The following is a 14,598-nucleotide window of genomic DNA, read 5'->3' as shown; positions in this document are numbered from 1 at the left end:
CGGCGATCGGCGCAACGACTGTCCAGAAAATCAGAATGACATGCCAATTGTTCATTGGTTCAACTCCAGGGCATATCCTCGCCACTTGGGCATAGGATCGCAGCCGCGCTGCAGTGTGGAAGTGCAGCAGCCCGCGAGGGCCGCTGCGATGATCAACAAGGCCACCCTACGCAGCGCGGCGCTGCTGTCGGTTGTCTTTTGCCGGGCGCGGCTTGGTGCCGCTGACCTCACGCAACGCGGCGGCGATGGCCATGTGGCGACTGTTGCGGCGACGCTCGTGCCAGCCGGCGACAGCTCCGAGAACCTTCGGCGTGTTGGTGTCGGCGTTGAGGTTGGCGATGATCTCGAGATTGTCAGTCTGGCGGGTCGGCACGAAGTCCGCGTGGAATTCGGCCGCAAGTCTTCTGGCGTCCTGTTGGCGCATGGTGTGGTCTCCTCTGTGGTGTGGTGCTGGTGGGTTAGTTGACGAGCAGCGTCATGTGGCTGCCCCAAAGCGTGATTGCGGCCACGCAGCTACCGGCGGCCAGAGCCGCTGCAAAGTCTTGAATGAAGTAGCGCATGGGATCAGGCTGCTTCGCCGTCGACGATCGCCGACACGGAAACCACATCATAGCGTCCGCCGTGAAGCTTATGCAGGCGTTCAGCCTCGGTACGAGCCGAGTCGATGTCCGGATGTTCGAAGGGAAGGGCGCCGTGCTTGATGTGGCCGGTCTTGATGCGGCCAGTGCGTCCACCGCGGCGAAAAACAAAATGCCCGCCGCCGACCTTTTCATTGCGGCGCGGGCGCGGGTGACGCTTGGACTTGTGATCGGGCTTGTTGAGGGGTTCCGCAGAACTTGCGGCGTTCTGCGGCACGTAGTCGTGGTCGAAATCGATGTCGAGTGCAGGTCTCATAGTGGTCTCCTCTGTGGTGAAGCTCACCTTGGTAGGGCGAGTGAGGAGAACTTAAGATAAGAAAATAACAAGGTCAACAAGTTTGTTTGTTGCGGTCAGTATTTTCCAGAAAGGATGATTGGGTGGACGCTCACAACCTCATCCTTGTTGAATTCCACCTTTTGATTCGGGTTGTACTGCTGAAGCACCAGCTTGTTTCCCTGCCACCCAACAAACTCCTTGATGTAGCCGTAAGGAGGAGATCCGTCATCGTCGAGCGGGTGAACCTGAACGATAACGTCATCACCGCGCCGAGGTGGCTTGTTCGGGTGGACGTAGACAACCTCACCAGGCCTATATCGGGGCGACATCGATTCGCCATCGACGTAGACGCAATAGGCGTTTTGGACATTATCGAGGGACGGTGGGCAGGCGACGTAATCGAGAATGCTTCCGTTGAAGACATACTTTCCGTCAACTCCGCCGACCGCTTCACCAAGGACGGGAAGCATGCGAGACGTGGCTGTGCGCAGCGTAACGGGCTGTGGATCCATCGCGATGGCGCCGGGAGGGCGGGTTCGCTTGCGGATATTCGGACCATGTGAGCGATCGGCGAGTCGCGCGGCCTCAAATGCAGTTGGATAGAAGCCAATTTCCCGCGACTGCTTGATTGACATATCGTAGTCGAATTCCGTCAGACCGAGGGCGCCCAACGCTTTCGCGAGGTACGCCGGCCTGAGTGCAGCGCCGTTGAAAAAATTATGAATATTCTGCTGGCTCGTATCTAGTTCGCGAGCAAGCTCGCTTTGATTCCCGCCGTAATGTTGGTCGAGCGCGGCGTTCAGCAATTCGTCACGAGGGCTGAGCGCGCGCGTTTTTTTGTCTTCTTCGCTCATGATTGCTCCTTTTTGACGCGGTTTAACAAAAATCTTTGTTTTCCGCAAACAAACCGATTGACGTAACAATGTTTAGTTTGTAGTTTGTGATTGTCACCAGATGGCGGGGGCCTTCTAGGAGACACAACATGGCGAAACACGACGACACCCACCCAATAAGAAGAGCAAAGCTCCACGATACTGAGAGAATTTGGTCAGCGCATGAGCGAGGGCCGCCAACCAAGAGCCAGCAGGGCGACCCGCTCCCAACGGGATAGAGACCCAAAGACAAGGCCAAATTAAATGGAGGCTGATTTGATGAATGAATTGTGCGGCAGAAGAAGAATTATCGAACAGCATGGAGGGCGTAGAAGAGCCCTTAAGTACAACAAGCCGCCATGAGGGCGGCTTTTCTCTTTGTAGAAGCATCGCTTCGCCAAAAACGAAAACGGGGCGTTATGACCCGGCACCACCCGTAAGCCCGCCCCGTTTCAGAACTGAGATCATAACCCCACCACAGGGCTCCTTCAGTTCAAGAGGAGACCATGTTTTAACGCATGGCCACGCGAGAGAGTTAAGCCTTCCTCGGCTTCTTGTCAATCTTTCGTATGAAGCGCTCTTGCGCACGCTCAATGTGAACAGCAGTTTCACATCACCCTGTCACCACCAGGGCACCGGCTTTGCCGGCACCACAGAGGAGTATCATGAGAAACAAGGTAATCGACGAGCACACCATCGCGTTGATGGGTGAGCTCAAGCGCGAAGGCGCAAGCTACAGACAACTGGCAGACAGATTTGCTGTCGGACTTCCAACGGTTTTCTACTCTCTGAATGGCCGCAAGCCGCCACGTCAGGCGCCGGCCAACGACAACCACCCCCATCGCGTCACCCGCATGTCGGCCCGCAATGGCGGCTGCTCGACGACTTCCGGCAAGATGCCGGTCACGCTGGTGCGAATTCCGACGATTGACGGCCTTGCCGAGATGGCGGTGGCGGCATGAGCTGCGATGAATGCGGAGCTCTCGATGTCGGCGACGTCGTCGAGCACAAGATGAACACCAATGTCATCGGAATTGTCATCGGCTTCATGGGCAGCTTGGTAGTCATTCGGACCAGTCCGACATTGGAAACGATCTCATTCCACGAATGGGAACTGCGGACGATTGCAAACGAGACCACGCCACCGGCCAAGGCAGAAGAGCCACTTAAGGAGAACATCGTCCACGTCGATTTCACTAAGAAACAAGATTTGCGCGGCGCGAAGCCCGCGGGGAGGGCGTGATTATGGGTAAGTTTAATGTAGGCGATAGAGTAACGCACAATGCGGCGTCCAACGTGGACATCGAGCAGCACTGGAACAAGCATTTCCTCCGCACTCAGGGAGACATCATCGACGGTGCTCTCATCGTTGTAGGCGTGTACGACACGAACATTGGCCTTAGCAACAAGGCTGGTCCGGCATTCTTCTACATGCCGCCGGCGACGCTCAAGCTTGCTGATCCCATTCCAACAGTCTCCGCTGGCGGCGGATTCAAGGTTGGCGACAAGATCCGGCTCATTAAATGCCCGATTTCTGGCATTCGTGATATCGGCGAAGTTTTCGAAGCCGTGGCACCCGGCAGCACCTTCCCCGACGTTGTAAACTTCAAGCGTCGCGACGGAAGCAAAACACATGCGCCGGCATCATATTTCGAACTCGTCACCTCCCTCGCAATCGAGGCCGGCAAGTTCTACAAGACGCGCGACGGCCGGAAGGTCGGGCCGCTCAAAACTTGGCATGCCCTGCGAGATGAACTCTGCGAAGTAGTCGGTGATGGTCGTTACTGGACGCTCGACGGCGTCGGCCACAACAAGGCTGCTGGTGAAGACCTCGTCGCCGAATGGGTCGACGAGCCTGTTGCACCGCTCGCCAAGGCCAGCAACGACAACGTCGAGTCGGCCAAGCCGAAGTTCAAGGTGGGCGATCGGGTGAATGTCACGACAAGTCGCCACGGAGAAAGCCAGCTCGGCAAGACTGGCATGGTCATCAACGACAATTACCGAGGTGGAGACCTCACCATCGAGATCCGCTACGATACGCCGATGGCATCGGGCTTGGATCGCAATCAGTATAGCGTGGACGACCTCGAACTGATCGTCGAACCCGACAAATCCGCCATCGTTTGCCTGATCGAGAACGGACAGCCAAAGCCAGCGACTTTTCCCCACGTTCACGCCGATGAAGGTGCGGCCAGCAAGGAAGCGTCTCGCCTGGCGTCGATCCACAACGGCCAGAAGTTCGGCGTCTACGTCCTGACGCAGACAGTCAGCGAAGAGAAGATCTACGACCACGAATGGCAGCGTCTCGCCGTCAAGGGCGAGAAGATCTCGGCGATCAAAGCTCTGCGCGAATTCGCCAGCCTTGATCTCCTGTCGGCAAAGAAGGCGGTCGAAGTCTTCGTAGAAAAGGCCGCCTAACCACCAACCATCACCACAGCAACAGCCGTGCGCCTCACCAGCGCACGGCGAGAGGAGACCTATGTCCAGACATCGTACCAAAGCGAACCCGTACGCCACGAGCTTCACCCGCACCGGCAAGCTCGACATGACCAACCGCAAGCCGTTCCGGACGGCGGCGCAAAAGGCAGAGGCACGCCGTATTGCCGCGAAGGTCAACGGCACTTACGTGTCGTCGGCGCCGGTCAGCTATCACCGCCAGGCAAAGCAGCAGGTGGCGGCATGAGCAAAGTATTCAACGATATCGCCAACCGCGAGCACGAGAACGACACCAAGCTCGGCATGCCGTCGACTAGCCTTGAGCACTTCCTACGTCGAAAGACGCTGATGGAGAGGCTCGCCGGCGGCAGAGGTTGGCGCACGCCGGCGCGCGAGCCGAAGAAAAACGCGCAGGGACTGACACGCGGCCAGCGCAAGCAGGTTGCGCGTGAGGCGGCAAATGCGAAGGTCAGCGAGGATCGGCCTTTCATCTACATGAACAGCGCGGCTCGTCGGCGTGCCTTGGCTGCAGATGTGAGGGCGGCAGCATGAAGTTGACCTGCCTAATCGTCGCTTCTATCTGCTTGATCCTGGCTCTCTTTGCCGCTTTTGCGCGTCAGTACGATCTGGCTGCGTATCTCACGGCGCTCGCTTGCTTCAACAAACTCGGCGCGATGGATCTCGAATGAGATCGCCCGACGCAGGAGTAGTCGCCGGCCTCCTCACTGTTCTAGCCGGTCTCATGGCTTTTGCCTTCACCATCGCAGCGTGGATCACCCACGTAGTCGCCTGCATCAAAGCGGGCGCGTGGATCCTGCTCGCCTTCGGCTGCATCGTCGCACCAGTCGGCGTGATCCACGGAATTGGCCTTTGGCTCGGAGTGTTCTGATGACCACCAAATCTCTATGGGGCGCCTACGCCACCACCGGATCTCCGCTCGACTATACGCCGATCGACGCGCCCATAATTGACAGCACACCAGACACGCCTGAGCGGCCCTCGCGGCTCTGGGGCTACGCCTATTTCTTCGGCGCGCTGATCTTGGGCGTCGCTGTCGGGGCGCTGCTTTGATCGCCTTGCTGGCCATGGTCGGAGGCTGCGTGCTCGGAGCCTTCACCGCATTGGGCGTCGTCACCTACGTCGCCCCAAAACCCACCAAAACCACCACCAAGAGGAGACCTAAGTAATGGGACGCATTTTCGGAGCCGTTGTTGGCTTTTTCATCTTCCTTGCCGGCATCAGCGTCGTTTTCGGCAGCTGGTACACGATCGACGAGGGCGAGGTCGGCGTGCTGACCCGCAACGGCGCCGTGACCGGAGTTGCTGCGCCGGGCCTCGGCTTCAAACTGCCGATCATTGACGACGTCGAGAAAATAACTGTCCGCACTGAAATAATGCGGGTGGACAAAGGGCTGGAAGCATACAGCCAGGACCAGCAGGCGGCGCAGATGGTCGTGTCGGTCAACTATTCGATCGTCGGCACTCAGGCTCGCGAGGTATATTCGCAATATGGCTCAGCCGCCGCACTTGCCGACCGGCTCATCAAGCCGCGTCTCATGCAGCAGTTGAAGAACGTTTTCGGCCGATACACGGCAAGCACCTCCATCAGCAAGCGCGAAGCGCTGAACAACGAAGTGCGTACCGCGCTGCAGGCTGTCGTCCAAGGACCGGTCACGATCGAAGGCGTCCAGCTCGAGGACATTTCGTTCAGTCGCGAATACACCGCCGCTATCGAAGCCCGCATGAAGGCGGAAGTTGAGGTACAGCGCATCCGACAGCAGGCAGAGGCTGCCAAGGTGACTGCCGAGATTACCGTCACCAATGCGAAAGCTCAGGCAGACAGCAATCTCGCAGTTGCCGAAGCTGAAGCCAAGGCAACTCGGATCCGCGGCGACGCCGAAGCGGCTGCCATCAAGGCACGCGGTGATGCACTGCGCGACAACCCGGGACTGGTGCAGCTCACCGCCGTCGAAAAGTGGAAGGGTGATCTCCCCGGCACGATGGTGCCAGGCTCGGCGCTGCCCTTCATCGGCATCAAGTAACCCCACTGCGGCTGGCTCACCACCAGCCGCAACCACCACCCACCACAAGAGGAGAATACATGGCTATTTCGCTTGGAAGCCTGAAGTCTACCAAGAGATCGGACCCGCCCGTCATCCTGCTTTACGGCGTCGACGGGATCGGGAAGACCAGCCTTGCAGCTGAATTTCCGGATGCGATCTATCTGGCCACCGAAGGCGAGCGACCTCCGTCCGACGTCGAACTTGCGACGCCCGGAACGATCGAGAGCTTCGACGAACTGCTCGACATCTTCGGCGAACTGTTGACCGAAGATCATGACCGAAAGACTGTGATCATCGATAGCCTTGACGGGCTTGAGCCGCTCGTCTGGCGGGCCACATGCCAGCGCATCGGTGTCGGCACCATTGAAGAGGCCGGCTTCGGCAAGGGCTATGTCGAGGCAGATACCGAATGGAACGAGTTCATGGCGGCCGTCTCGGCGCTGGCGCAGCGCGGGATTTGCGTTGTCATGCTCGCTCACCCGGAAATAATCCGCTTCGACAGTCCTGTGACTGATCCCTACAGCCGCTACACGATCAAGCTTCACAAACGCGCCAATGCACTTGTTCGCGAGAAGTCCGACATCGTCGCGTTCGCCAATTATCGCGTTTCCATCAAGGAGAAGGAAGTGGCGCGCCAGGTGAAAGTCGCACATGCGGAGGGCGGTAAGGAACGCCAGATCCACCTCGTCGAGGGCGCTGGGTTCGTCGCGAAGAACCGCTACTCCATGCCAGACACGGTGCCTTATAAAAAAGGGCAGGGTTTCACTGAGCTTTCGAAATACTTCCCTGTACCGGTCGGGGTTGCGGCGTGAGGTTCAACTGCGGGCCGAGCGCCGAGGAACAATACAAAATTGACAGACAGGCGGCGCGAGACCGCTGGTGCAAGTGGCACCGGTGGTTCGCATGGTTCCCTGTCAGGGTCGGTAGGGATGACTGCCGTTGGCTTGAATACGTCGATAGAGAAGCAACCGGCGTCATGGAGGGCGTGATCCTCAAGTTCGTGCCTATCGACTTCACGTACCGCGCACCAACCACAATCACCACAGGAGACTAAGCATGGCCGCACTCGGCAAAAGATTCAACGCCCAAGATCACGATACGACGCAGTCGGATTTTTCCGATCTGCCGCTCGGCATCTACCAGTTCGAACTGGAGACTGCCGAAGTCGCTAAGACCGCCAATGGTAATGGCACCATCCTCAAGACCGTCCCGCGCGTGATTGCTCCGGCGGAACTCGCTGGCCGGAAGCTCTTCGGCAACAACTACAATCTCGAAAATCAGAACTCTCAGGCTCAGGAAATCGGCCAGAAGCAGTTCGCCAGCCTTTGCCGGGCTATGGGGATCGACGCCGTCGACGACAGCGACGAGCTGCTCTTCCGGACTTTCACCGCGAAGATCGGTATGGGCAAGCCTTCGAAGGACGGACAGTACCCGGCCCGGGCTGAAATCAAGCGCTATTACTTTCCGGATGAGGGCAACGTGCCGGAGCCGGAGATCGATGCCGTACAGCCCAAGGCCGCCCCGGCCGCCGCGAATGACAATCGCCGTCCGGCAGCGAATGACAACCGTCAGGCCTCGCAGGCCGACGGTAAGCCGGCCGCTCGCCGTCCTTGGGGCAACAAGTAACTGTCGGGCGGGCCGCCTTACCAGCGGCTCGCCTTTCCACCACAAGAGGAGACAGGCATGGGCGACAAGAATTTTAAATGGTGGGCAGCTGGTTCGGAAGACGCCGACTACTACCAAGGGCCATACGACAGCCGCGACGAGGCAATCCAGGTTGGCACGACCGATTTTGACGGCGAGGAATTCCATATTGTCGAAGCCGACAAGTCAGTGATGACTTCCAGCATCGATGGCGAGGCAATCGCCGAACGCATTATGGAAGAACTTTGCGAGAACAATGAGGACTGCTTCGGCGAGGACGGCCCCGACGATCCATGGGCCGCTTACTCCAAGCCGCATCAGACCCTCGGCAATGCCATCGAAAAGGCTGTCGAGACGTGGCTTTCCGATCACCCAGGCCGGACGTGGAGCTTCGGCACCATGCGCAACGGCGAGACCATCACTCCCGTCTCGGAAACCGCCTAACCACCAGCCGCTGCACGCCTCACCACCGTGCAGCATTCACCACAAGAGGAGACCAATCATGCAGCTTTCCATAGCTCGCACCGAACTCGCGCGCGTCGTTGGCGCCGTGGGCAAAGTCGTAGAAAACAGAAACACCATCCCGATCCTATCCAATATCCTGCTGTCCGCTATCCCAGGACAGCTGAACGTCACCGGCACTGATCTCGACATCCAGGCGACGGCCACAGCCACCGCTGACGTTGCCAAGCCTGGCAGCATCACCGTCAGCGCCAAGCTGCTCGGCGATATCGTGCGCAAGGCAACCAGCGATATTTCGCTTGAACTCAAGGACGGCCGCCTTGAGGTGAAATCCGGTCGCAGCAAGTTCAAGCTTGAGACCCTGCCTGCCGCCGACTATCCGGATCTCGCTGGCGGCACGTACGCGGCCGAATTCGATATCGACCTTGACGGCCTTTTTGCTCCGGTTTCATTCGCGATCTCGACCGAGGAAACCAGATATTACCTCAATGGCGTTTTTTTCCACGTTGATGACGGCTTCGCCACAGCAGTCTCCACCGACGGCCATCGTCTTGCTCGCAATCGTGGAGTGGAACTCCAATATTTCGCCGGCATCATCGTGCCACGCAAAACCGTCGCCCTGCTGCCGAAAGGAACCGTGCACGTATCCGTTTCTGAAACAAAGATCCGGATAGAGAACGCCGGCCTCACGGTTGTTTCCAAGCTGATCGACGGCACGTTCCCTGATTATAAGCGCGTCATTCCGACGGGTGATGACAGGGTAGTGACTGTCAACCGAGACGAGATAATGAAGGCAGCCGACCGCGTCGCGTCGGTATCGACCGAAAAAGGCCGGGCGGTGAAGTTCTCAATCGCGCCTGGCGGCATCTCTTTGACCGTTCGATCTGACTTAGGTGAGGCACAAGACGAGGTCGCAGCCGACTATACTGGCGAGCCTTTCGATATCGGGTTCAACGCCGCCTACGTCCGCGACATGTTCACGGTTCTGCCGGCTGGTGATGTTGTATTGAAACTCGCTGGTGCAGGGTCGCCGACAATGATCACCGGTGGCCTCGATGGATGGGACGGCGTCTTGATGCCGGTCCGGGTTTAGCGTCATGAAGATGCCACCCAAGGCGACGCAATTCAGCGTCTATGCAAACGGCGACATCACTTGCCCGAACTGCGGTTCGGACATGTGGGAAGCCAAAACAACGCTGGGGCGGATTGCCATTGGGTGGCCGCATAGCGGCTTCACTCACACGCGTGAAGATGGATATGCTCACTCGGGAGACTATCTTGAGGTGGATTGCACGGAGTGCCACAAGCCGTCGGCCGTTGTGTTTGACAATGGCACTATGACGCTGACCGCGGCACGGACAGAGGCCGACGAACGGCTGTTGGGGTCGGCATAATGGTCCCGCTCCCAAAGGCCGAATCGTCCACGGTCAGAGCAATCTACCAGGCCTACGAAGCGGCGGCCAACTCCTGGGATAGTCTCGGCATTTCTGTCGGCGAGGCGAACGCGCCTTGCGATCGCCAGCTTTGGTATGCCTTCCGCTGGGCTAGCCCGCTGGAGATACATCACGGCCGCCAGCTGCGCCTGTTCGAAACCGGTAATATCGAGGAAGACCGCCTCGTTGCAGACCTCGAGCGCATCGGCGTCGATGTCTACGGCCAGCAGGACCGCATCCGCCTCGTCGGCAGCCATGTGCGAGGCAAGTGCGACGGCAAGGCGATTGGCGTGGTCGAAGCACCGAAGACCGAACACCTGCTCGAGTTCAAGTCGAGCAATGCCAAGGGCATGAAGCTCATTGTGAAGGAGGGTTGCCAGAAGGCCAAGCCACTTCACTACGGCCAGTGCCAGTTGGGGATGCATGCCTTTGGCCTAACGCGCTGCCTCTACCTCGTCAGCTGCAAAGACGACGACACGCTCTATGCCGAGCGCATCGAATACGACGCAGAGTTCTGCTTCCGACTGTTGGCGCGCCTTGAGCGCATCATCAACTCGCCAGAGCCTCCATCGCGCATCAATGAGGATCCGGAATGGTTCGAATGCCTGTTCTGCAAGCATAAGCCCGTTTGTCACCAGCAAGCCTGGCCACGGGTCACTTGTCGATCCTGCATCCATTCAACGCCTGAGATGGGCGGAGACGGGCACTGGTCTTGCGCCCGTTGGGCAAAGCCGATCTCGTTCGACGAGCAGAAAGAGGCGTGCCCGACGCACCTGACGATTCCAGCCATGGTGCCGGGAGAGCAGATCGACGTCGACGAGGAAGCAGAGACCATCACCTATCAGCTCGCTAACGGCGACACATGGACCGACGGCGCCACCAACGCCTGACTACACCACAAGAGGAGACTATCGTGACACCTGCCAACGACGATCGGCCGGCCGGCTTTGACGCTGCGCTTGTCGCTTACCTACCCTCATTGCGAAAGCAAGCGATCCACCGTGCTCGCGGCCGCGCGGCAGGTGAGGAGTTACTGCAAGAGGCTGTTTTGCATATGCTGCAGCGCGCATCCACGTGCAGGATGGAGACGTTTAGGACATGGGCTCAATACGCTTTGAAAAGTGCATCGAGCGGAATGATGGAGAAAGCGCGCGCCGCAATGCGGAAATCTCCAGAAGTCGCGATTAACGCGATACGAAGAGATGTAGATACACCCCTTGAAAATAGATGTGCCCAACTCAGGGTCCAGCCAGATCAATTTGCGAAGTTAGATCTTGCGGAAGTCATCAAAAAGCTCATCAAAATTCCGAATGGCGACATTCTTCTTCGTCGTGCGACAGGTGAACTGTTGGGTGAGATTGGCGAAGAAACAGGCACATCGAAAGAAAACATTCGCCAGAAAGAAGAGCGGGCTCGCTCCATGCTGCATCGTCGCATGCAAAGGCGTGCCGCGTAATGGGGCTGCGATATTATCAAGAAGACGCAGTCGCGGCGTTGTTTGACTATTGGTCTGAAGAGCCTGGCAATCCGTTGATTGATCTGGCGACCGGCACGGGCAAAAGCATGGTCATGGCGACTGTCATCCAGCAGCTCTGCGAAGGTTGGCCTGACATGCGCATCATGGTAGTCACCCATGTCGCAGAGCTGATTGAGCAAAACTTCCTCGAGCTCATCGGAGTCTGGAAAGGTGCGCCAGCCGGAATCTTCTCAGCCGGCCTCAATCGGCGTGATGCGCGCAGCCAGATCATTTTTGCCGGTACAAGGCCGACCTGATCTGCGGTGCTCGCATCGTTGATGGTGAGAAGGTTTTCGACCGGCCTATCGACGTCGTGTTAGTCGACGAGTGCCATCTTATCCCAAAGAACAGCGACACCCAATATGGCCAGTTCTTTCGCGCGATGCGTGAGGTCAACCCGGATTTGAAAATCGTCGGCCTAACGGCGACGCCATTCCGGCTAGATAGCGGTCGTCTCGACCAGGGCGAAGATCGAATGTTTGACCGCGTCGTCTATACATACGGTATCGCTGACGGCGTGCGGGACGGCTTCTTGGCGCCGCTGTCGTCAAAACACACGGCGCTCGAATTGAACATGAAGGGGGTGGGCAGACTTGGCGGCGACTACAAGCAGTCAGCCATGCAAGCGGCCGTCGACAAGCTGGATGTGAACCGCGCTGCGGTCGACGAGATCGTCGCCAAAGGTACCGACAAACGTTCATGGCTTTGCTTCTGCTCCGGCGTCGATCATGCCGAGCATGTCCGAGATGAGATCCGTTCGCGCGGCATCAGTTGCGAGACCATCACCGGCGACACGCCGAAGGAAGAGCGCCGCCGCATCATCGAGGACTTCAAGGCTTACCGGATACGCGCCCTGACGAACAATAGCGTGCTGACGACTGGCTTCAATCACAAGGGCGTGGATCTGATCGCAGCCTTGCGGCCGACGCTTAGCGCGAGCCTTTACCTGCAGATGATGGGACGTGGCACTCGCGTGCTTTATGCGCCAGGGATGTCTCTGGAAACTCCGGAAGAGCGCCGATCGGCAATTGCTGCCGGCCCGAAGCCGAATTGCCTGGTGTTAGACTTCGCCGGCCTCGTCGACAAGCATGGCCCAGTCGACATGGTGCAGCCGAAAGAGCCTGGCAGCGGCGACGGCGAGGCGCCGATGAAAATTTGCCCGCAAGATACTCAGGACAAAAACGACAACTTTGGATGCGGTGAGAAGCTGCACGCGTCGGTGCGGATATGCACCTGCTGCGGGTTCGAGTTCGACATCGATGACAGTCCGAAGATTGCAGCCAACGCTGCCGATGTGCCCATCATGACGATGGCAGAGCCGGATTCTCGCGAAGTACACAGCAGGTCTTTTCGGTTCCACGAAGGTAAGGGTGACAAGCCGCCGTCGGTGAAGGTCACGTATATGTCTGGCATGACGCCCATCAATGAGTGGCTTTGCCCAGAACACAAGGGGTTCCCGAAATCGAAAGCCGATCGGTACTGGCGGGAACACGGCGGGACTTTGCCATTTCCGCGCGGGGTTCTGGAATGGCTGGAACGCCAGACTGAGCTGAAAGAAACGGCCGAAATCATGGTGAAGCCGCGCGACCGTTACTGGGACGTCGTGTCTTATGTCGTCGGTGACTATGCTGCGGCCAATGACAATGATGAGGCACCGTCGAACGATAACCGGCCTGCTTACATGCAGGAGCCGGATTGGGACGATATCCCGTTCTAGCGGTTGACTACCGCTAATGTGAACGACGTTGTTTCTGAGACTGATTACCACCACACCACAAGAGGAGACGATGATGAGCGAGAGAACGGCCGACGACGGCTGGATTGAATGGCACGGCGGTGAACAACCCGTCGTTGACGAAGTGCTGCTCGAGGTGATTCTCAAGAACGGCATGCGCTACGAAGAATACAGCGACGAAATTCGCTGGAGCTCGCGCAACGACCGTGACGTCGCATCTTACCGCATGGTGGCCGCATGACCGATTTCAACCCCATCGACATCGCCGGTTCCGTGCCGAAGTCGCACAACCAGCCGCCCTATATCGCCATCTTCACCGAGATCGATGATCTCTACGACGAGGCCAAAAATTGGGCCGACGGCGAGGCTATCGCCAGCCAGGACATGCACGACTCAATCGAAAAGCTTTACAACGGACTGCACGAGGCCGGAAAAAAGGCCGACGATCTGCGCAAAGCCGACAAGAAGCCACTCGACGACAAGATCGACGCTATCCAAAAGCTCTACAATCCCTACGTCCAGCCCAAGAAAGGCAAGGTAGATCTCGCCAAGTCATCGCTCGGCACGCTGCTCGCAGCTTGGCGCACCAAGGTAGCGGCGGAGAAGGCTGCGGCCGCAGCCAAGATTGCAGCCGAAGCCGAAGTAGCAAAGAAGGCCGCCGAGGAGGCCATCCGCTCGTCATCCGGAAACCTCGGAGCGCGTGAATATGCCGAGGAGCTGCTCGCGGACGCCAAGCAGTTAGAGCGCACTGCGAAGCGAGCCGACAAGGCGGCAACGACAGGGACCGGCCTTCGTACCGTCTATAATGTCGACATCGCCGACGAGGAGAAGGCTCTGGAGTGGGCCTATCTGTTGGCGCCGGGCGAGTTCATGGCGCTTGCCTTGTCACTCGCTGAGGAGAAGGTGCGCAGCGGTGCGCGTGAGTTGCCGGGATTCAAGATCGCCGAAGAGAAGGTGGCGCGGTGATGGGACAGACACCCTCTAGGCGGCGCCGTGAAGGCCGGATTGCGTTCTACCGTGGCGGCAATCCGGCCGACCACAATCCATATCATGACCAGTACAAGGCCGTCGACTGGCTCGATGGATGGAACGAGGCGGAAGCAACAGACATGACTGATCGCTTCGATGAGGAGCAAGACCGCAAAAAGCTGGAGTCTGTAGCTCGTGCCATCTGGAATGTTCGCCGTGAAGAAGAAGACCGATGCGACATGGAGCTTGAGGACATGGGCGAAGATCATTCCGTCTGGGCAGAAGCACAGGCCGCAATCGATGCGATAGCCGCAGCATGACCCCAAGCAACGTCACACCCATCCAATTGGCCGACGCCTATTTCCTTGCAGCCTACTGGCACGACAAGCAGGCCGCCACGTGCCGGGATATTGCCAAAGATGAGCCTCGCATAGAACCTGCCGTCCGAGCCAAGGCCGCAGTTGCCGCCATTCACCACGGCGCATCGGCTGCCGGCCTTCGGCTCGCGGCCACCGGCTTGCTGCGCGAACAATAAGCGCGCCACCACCGCGCAA

25 protein-coding genes are annotated in these 14,598 nt (G+C 58.4%); 22 read left to right on the top strand and 3 right to left on the bottom strand.

Translation table 11 applies throughout. The features are described 5' to 3' along the window. Window positions 1-166: 166 nt before the first annotated feature. The 3 genes from AC2GXZ_RS16150 to AC2GXZ_RS16140 form a co-directional block, all read right to left on the bottom strand. Complete coding sequence (locus AC2GXZ_RS16150) at window positions 167-424, bottom strand: hypothetical protein (RefSeq protein ID WP_483760171.1); 258 nt, start codon at window positions 422-424, stop codon at window positions 167-169. 140 nt (window positions 425-564) lie between these two features. Beyond that, a complete protein-coding gene (locus AC2GXZ_RS16145; protein ID WP_483760170.1) occupies window positions 565-894 on the bottom strand; it encodes a hypothetical protein in 330 nt (109 codons plus the stop codon). Between the two features lie 95 nt (window positions 895-989). Further along, on the bottom strand, window positions 990-1,769 hold the full coding sequence (locus AC2GXZ_RS16140) for a S24 family peptidase (protein ID WP_483760169.1): 780 nt from the start codon (window positions 1,767-1,769) through the stop codon (window positions 990-992). Window positions 1,770-2,452: 683 nt separating this feature from the next. Between AC2GXZ_RS16140 and AC2GXZ_RS16135 the strand changes: the two genes are divergently transcribed. The 22 genes from AC2GXZ_RS16135 (at window position 2,453) to AC2GXZ_RS16030 (ending at window position 14,579) form a co-directional block, all read left to right on the top strand. Then, window positions 2,453-2,749 carry a hypothetical protein gene (locus AC2GXZ_RS16135; RefSeq protein WP_483760168.1) on the top strand — a complete coding sequence of 99 codons (297 nt, stop codon included), beginning with the start codon at window positions 2,453-2,455 and terminating at the stop codon, window positions 2,747-2,749. Continuing rightward, window positions 2,746-3,030, top strand: coding sequence for a hypothetical protein (locus AC2GXZ_RS16130; RefSeq protein ID WP_483760167.1), 285 nt, complete (start codon window positions 2,746-2,748; stop codon window positions 3,028-3,030). The genes AC2GXZ_RS16135 and AC2GXZ_RS16130 overlap by 4 nt, the downstream gene beginning before the upstream one ends. Then, window positions 3,027-4,205 carry a hypothetical protein gene (locus tag AC2GXZ_RS16125; RefSeq protein ID WP_483760166.1) on the top strand — a complete coding sequence of 393 codons (1,179 nt, stop codon included), beginning with the start codon at window positions 3,027-3,029 and terminating at the stop codon, window positions 4,203-4,205. The genes AC2GXZ_RS16130 and AC2GXZ_RS16125 overlap by 4 nt, the downstream gene beginning before the upstream one ends. A gap of 61 nt (window positions 4,206-4,266) precedes the next feature. After that, window positions 4,267-4,470 carry a hypothetical protein gene (locus AC2GXZ_RS16120; protein WP_483760165.1) on the top strand — a complete coding sequence of 68 codons (204 nt, stop codon included), beginning with the start codon at window positions 4,267-4,269 and terminating at the stop codon, window positions 4,468-4,470. Further along, window positions 4,467-4,775: a hypothetical protein gene (locus tag AC2GXZ_RS16115; RefSeq protein ID WP_483760164.1), complete on the top strand. Its 309-nt coding sequence runs from the start codon at window positions 4,467-4,469 to the stop codon at window positions 4,773-4,775. The genes AC2GXZ_RS16120 and AC2GXZ_RS16115 overlap by 4 nt, the downstream gene beginning before the upstream one ends. Beyond that, window positions 4,772-4,912 (top strand): hypothetical protein, encoded by a 141-nt coding sequence (locus AC2GXZ_RS16110; protein WP_483760163.1) that lies wholly within the window; start codon window positions 4,772-4,774, stop codon window positions 4,910-4,912. Before AC2GXZ_RS16115 ends, AC2GXZ_RS16110 begins: the two co-directional genes overlap by 4 nt. Further along, window positions 4,909-5,112, top strand: a complete 204-nt coding sequence (locus AC2GXZ_RS16105) for a hypothetical protein (protein ID WP_483760162.1) — start codon at window positions 4,909-4,911, stop codon at window positions 5,110-5,112. The genes AC2GXZ_RS16110 and AC2GXZ_RS16105 overlap by 4 nt, the downstream gene beginning before the upstream one ends. Further along, on the top strand, window positions 5,112-5,294 hold the full coding sequence (locus tag AC2GXZ_RS16100; protein WP_483760161.1) for a hypothetical protein: 183 nt from the start codon (window positions 5,112-5,114) through the stop codon (window positions 5,292-5,294). Before AC2GXZ_RS16105 ends, AC2GXZ_RS16100 begins: the two co-directional genes overlap by 1 nt. A gap of 115 nt (window positions 5,295-5,409) precedes the next feature. Continuing rightward, window positions 5,410-6,264 (top strand): SPFH domain-containing protein, encoded by an 855-nt coding sequence (locus tag AC2GXZ_RS16095; protein ID WP_483760160.1) that lies wholly within the window; start codon window positions 5,410-5,412, stop codon window positions 6,262-6,264. 59 nt (window positions 6,265-6,323) lie between these two features. Continuing rightward, the gene (locus AC2GXZ_RS16090; RefSeq protein WP_483760159.1) at window positions 6,324-7,097 is read left to right on the top strand and encodes an ATP-binding protein; all 774 of its coding nucleotides are present in this window, start codon (window positions 6,324-6,326) and stop codon (window positions 7,095-7,097) included. Between the two features lie 244 nt (window positions 7,098-7,341). After that, window positions 7,342-7,911: a DUF669 domain-containing protein gene (locus AC2GXZ_RS16085; protein WP_483760158.1), complete on the top strand. Its 570-nt coding sequence runs from the start codon at window positions 7,342-7,344 to the stop codon at window positions 7,909-7,911. 57 nt (window positions 7,912-7,968) lie between these two features. Further along, window positions 7,969-8,373 (top strand): hypothetical protein, encoded by a 405-nt coding sequence (locus AC2GXZ_RS16080; RefSeq protein WP_483760157.1) that lies wholly within the window; start codon window positions 7,969-7,971, stop codon window positions 8,371-8,373. A 58-nt stretch (window positions 8,374-8,431) separates the two neighbouring features. Next, window positions 8,432-9,484, top strand: coding sequence for a DNA polymerase III subunit beta (gene dnaN, locus AC2GXZ_RS16075; protein ID WP_483760156.1), 1,053 nt, complete (start codon window positions 8,432-8,434; stop codon window positions 9,482-9,484). A gap of 4 nt (window positions 9,485-9,488) precedes the next feature. Then, window positions 9,489-9,785 (top strand): hypothetical protein, encoded by a 297-nt coding sequence (locus tag AC2GXZ_RS16070; RefSeq protein WP_483760155.1) that lies wholly within the window; start codon window positions 9,489-9,491, stop codon window positions 9,783-9,785. Beyond that, window positions 9,785-10,714 (top strand): PDDEXK family nuclease, encoded by a 930-nt coding sequence (locus tag AC2GXZ_RS16065; RefSeq protein ID WP_483760154.1) that lies wholly within the window; start codon window positions 9,785-9,787, stop codon window positions 10,712-10,714. The genes AC2GXZ_RS16070 and AC2GXZ_RS16065 overlap by 1 nt, the downstream gene beginning before the upstream one ends. Before the next feature lie 23 nt (window positions 10,715-10,737). Further along, window positions 10,738-11,280, top strand: a complete 543-nt coding sequence (locus tag AC2GXZ_RS16060; protein WP_483760153.1) for a sigma-70 RNA polymerase sigma factor region 4 domain-containing protein — start codon at window positions 10,738-10,740, stop codon at window positions 11,278-11,280. Next, window positions 11,280-11,597, top strand: coding sequence for a DEAD/DEAH box helicase (locus AC2GXZ_RS16055; RefSeq protein ID WP_483760152.1), 318 nt, complete (start codon window positions 11,280-11,282; stop codon window positions 11,595-11,597). The genes AC2GXZ_RS16060 and AC2GXZ_RS16055 overlap by 1 nt, the downstream gene beginning before the upstream one ends. Before the next feature lie 56 nt (window positions 11,598-11,653). After that, window positions 11,654-13,057, top strand: coding sequence for a DEAD/DEAH box helicase (locus tag AC2GXZ_RS16050; RefSeq protein WP_483760151.1), 1,404 nt, complete (start codon window positions 11,654-11,656; stop codon window positions 13,055-13,057). Window positions 13,058-13,130: 73 nt separating this feature from the next. Then, window positions 13,131-13,316 carry a hypothetical protein gene (locus AC2GXZ_RS16045; protein ID WP_483760150.1) on the top strand — a complete coding sequence of 62 codons (186 nt, stop codon included), beginning with the start codon at window positions 13,131-13,133 and terminating at the stop codon, window positions 13,314-13,316. Further along, window positions 13,313-14,041 (top strand): hypothetical protein, encoded by a 729-nt coding sequence (locus AC2GXZ_RS16040; RefSeq protein WP_483760149.1) that lies wholly within the window; start codon window positions 13,313-13,315, stop codon window positions 14,039-14,041. The genes AC2GXZ_RS16045 and AC2GXZ_RS16040 overlap by 4 nt, the downstream gene beginning before the upstream one ends. Beyond that, window positions 14,041-14,364 carry a hypothetical protein gene (locus tag AC2GXZ_RS16035; protein WP_483760148.1) on the top strand — a complete coding sequence of 108 codons (324 nt, stop codon included), beginning with the start codon at window positions 14,041-14,043 and terminating at the stop codon, window positions 14,362-14,364. Before AC2GXZ_RS16040 ends, AC2GXZ_RS16035 begins: the two co-directional genes overlap by 1 nt. Continuing rightward, the gene (locus tag AC2GXZ_RS16030) at window positions 14,361-14,579 is read left to right on the top strand and encodes a hypothetical protein (protein ID WP_483760147.1); all 219 of its coding nucleotides are present in this window, start codon (window positions 14,361-14,363) and stop codon (window positions 14,577-14,579) included. Before AC2GXZ_RS16035 ends, AC2GXZ_RS16030 begins: the two co-directional genes overlap by 4 nt. Window positions 14,580-14,598: the final 19 nt, after the last annotated feature.

The sequence above is a fragment of the Aliirhizobium sp. YIM B11859 genome (genome assembly GCF_057163345.1).
Note: the sequence above shows the minus strand (reverse complement) of the source record. Positions and strands in the feature narration are given on the sequence as shown.

Excerpts from the sequence above, each read along its gene's own strand:
- AC2GXZ_RS16145 (WP_483760170.1), bottom strand. The coding sequence starts at position 894 with ATGAGACCTGCACTCGACATCGATTTCGACCACGACTACGTGCCGCAG.
- AC2GXZ_RS16045 (WP_483760150.1), top strand. The coding sequence starts at position 13,131 with ATGAGCGAGAGAACGGCCGACGACGGCTGGATTGAATGGCACGGCGGT.
- AC2GXZ_RS16035 (WP_483760148.1), top strand. The coding sequence starts at position 14,041 with ATGGGACAGACACCCTCTAGGCGGCGCCGTGAAGGCCGGATTGCGTTC.
- AC2GXZ_RS16120 (WP_483760165.1), top strand. The coding sequence starts at position 4,267 with ATGTCCAGACATCGTACCAAAGCGAACCCGTACGCCACGAGCTTCACC.
- dnaN (WP_483760156.1), top strand. The coding sequence starts at position 8,432 with ATGCAGCTTTCCATAGCTCGCACCGAACTCGCGCGCGTCGTTGGCGCC.
- AC2GXZ_RS16070 (WP_483760155.1), top strand. The coding sequence starts at position 9,489 with ATGAAGATGCCACCCAAGGCGACGCAATTCAGCGTCTATGCAAACGGC.
- AC2GXZ_RS16030 (WP_483760147.1), top strand. The coding sequence starts at position 14,361 with ATGACCCCAAGCAACGTCACACCCATCCAATTGGCCGACGCCTATTTC.
- AC2GXZ_RS16085 (WP_483760158.1), top strand. The coding sequence starts at position 7,342 with ATGGCCGCACTCGGCAAAAGATTCAACGCCCAAGATCACGATACGACG.
- AC2GXZ_RS16135 (WP_483760168.1), top strand. The coding sequence starts at position 2,453 with ATGAGAAACAAGGTAATCGACGAGCACACCATCGCGTTGATGGGTGAG.
- AC2GXZ_RS16040 (WP_483760149.1), top strand. The coding sequence starts at position 13,313 with ATGACCGATTTCAACCCCATCGACATCGCCGGTTCCGTGCCGAAGTCG.
- AC2GXZ_RS16115 (WP_483760164.1), top strand. The coding sequence starts at position 4,467 with ATGAGCAAAGTATTCAACGATATCGCCAACCGCGAGCACGAGAACGAC.
- AC2GXZ_RS16150 (WP_483760171.1), bottom strand. The coding sequence starts at position 424 with ATGCGCCAACAGGACGCCAGAAGACTTGCGGCCGAATTCCACGCGGAC.
- AC2GXZ_RS16095 (WP_483760160.1), top strand. The coding sequence starts at position 5,410 with ATGGGACGCATTTTCGGAGCCGTTGTTGGCTTTTTCATCTTCCTTGCC.
- AC2GXZ_RS16130 (WP_483760167.1), top strand. The coding sequence starts at position 2,746 with ATGAGCTGCGATGAATGCGGAGCTCTCGATGTCGGCGACGTCGTCGAG.
- AC2GXZ_RS16105 (WP_483760162.1), top strand. The coding sequence starts at position 4,909 with ATGAGATCGCCCGACGCAGGAGTAGTCGCCGGCCTCCTCACTGTTCTA.
- AC2GXZ_RS16100 (WP_483760161.1), top strand. The coding sequence starts at position 5,112 with ATGACCACCAAATCTCTATGGGGCGCCTACGCCACCACCGGATCTCCG.
- AC2GXZ_RS16080 (WP_483760157.1), top strand. The coding sequence starts at position 7,969 with ATGGGCGACAAGAATTTTAAATGGTGGGCAGCTGGTTCGGAAGACGCC.
- AC2GXZ_RS16140 (WP_483760169.1), bottom strand. The coding sequence starts at position 1,769 with ATGAGCGAAGAAGACAAAAAAACGCGCGCGCTCAGCCCTCGTGACGAA.
- AC2GXZ_RS16065 (WP_483760154.1), top strand. The coding sequence starts at position 9,785 with ATGGTCCCGCTCCCAAAGGCCGAATCGTCCACGGTCAGAGCAATCTAC.
- AC2GXZ_RS16110 (WP_483760163.1), top strand. The coding sequence starts at position 4,772 with ATGAAGTTGACCTGCCTAATCGTCGCTTCTATCTGCTTGATCCTGGCT.
- AC2GXZ_RS16055 (WP_483760152.1), top strand. The coding sequence starts at position 11,280 with ATGGGGCTGCGATATTATCAAGAAGACGCAGTCGCGGCGTTGTTTGAC.
- AC2GXZ_RS16090 (WP_483760159.1), top strand. The coding sequence starts at position 6,324 with ATGGCTATTTCGCTTGGAAGCCTGAAGTCTACCAAGAGATCGGACCCG.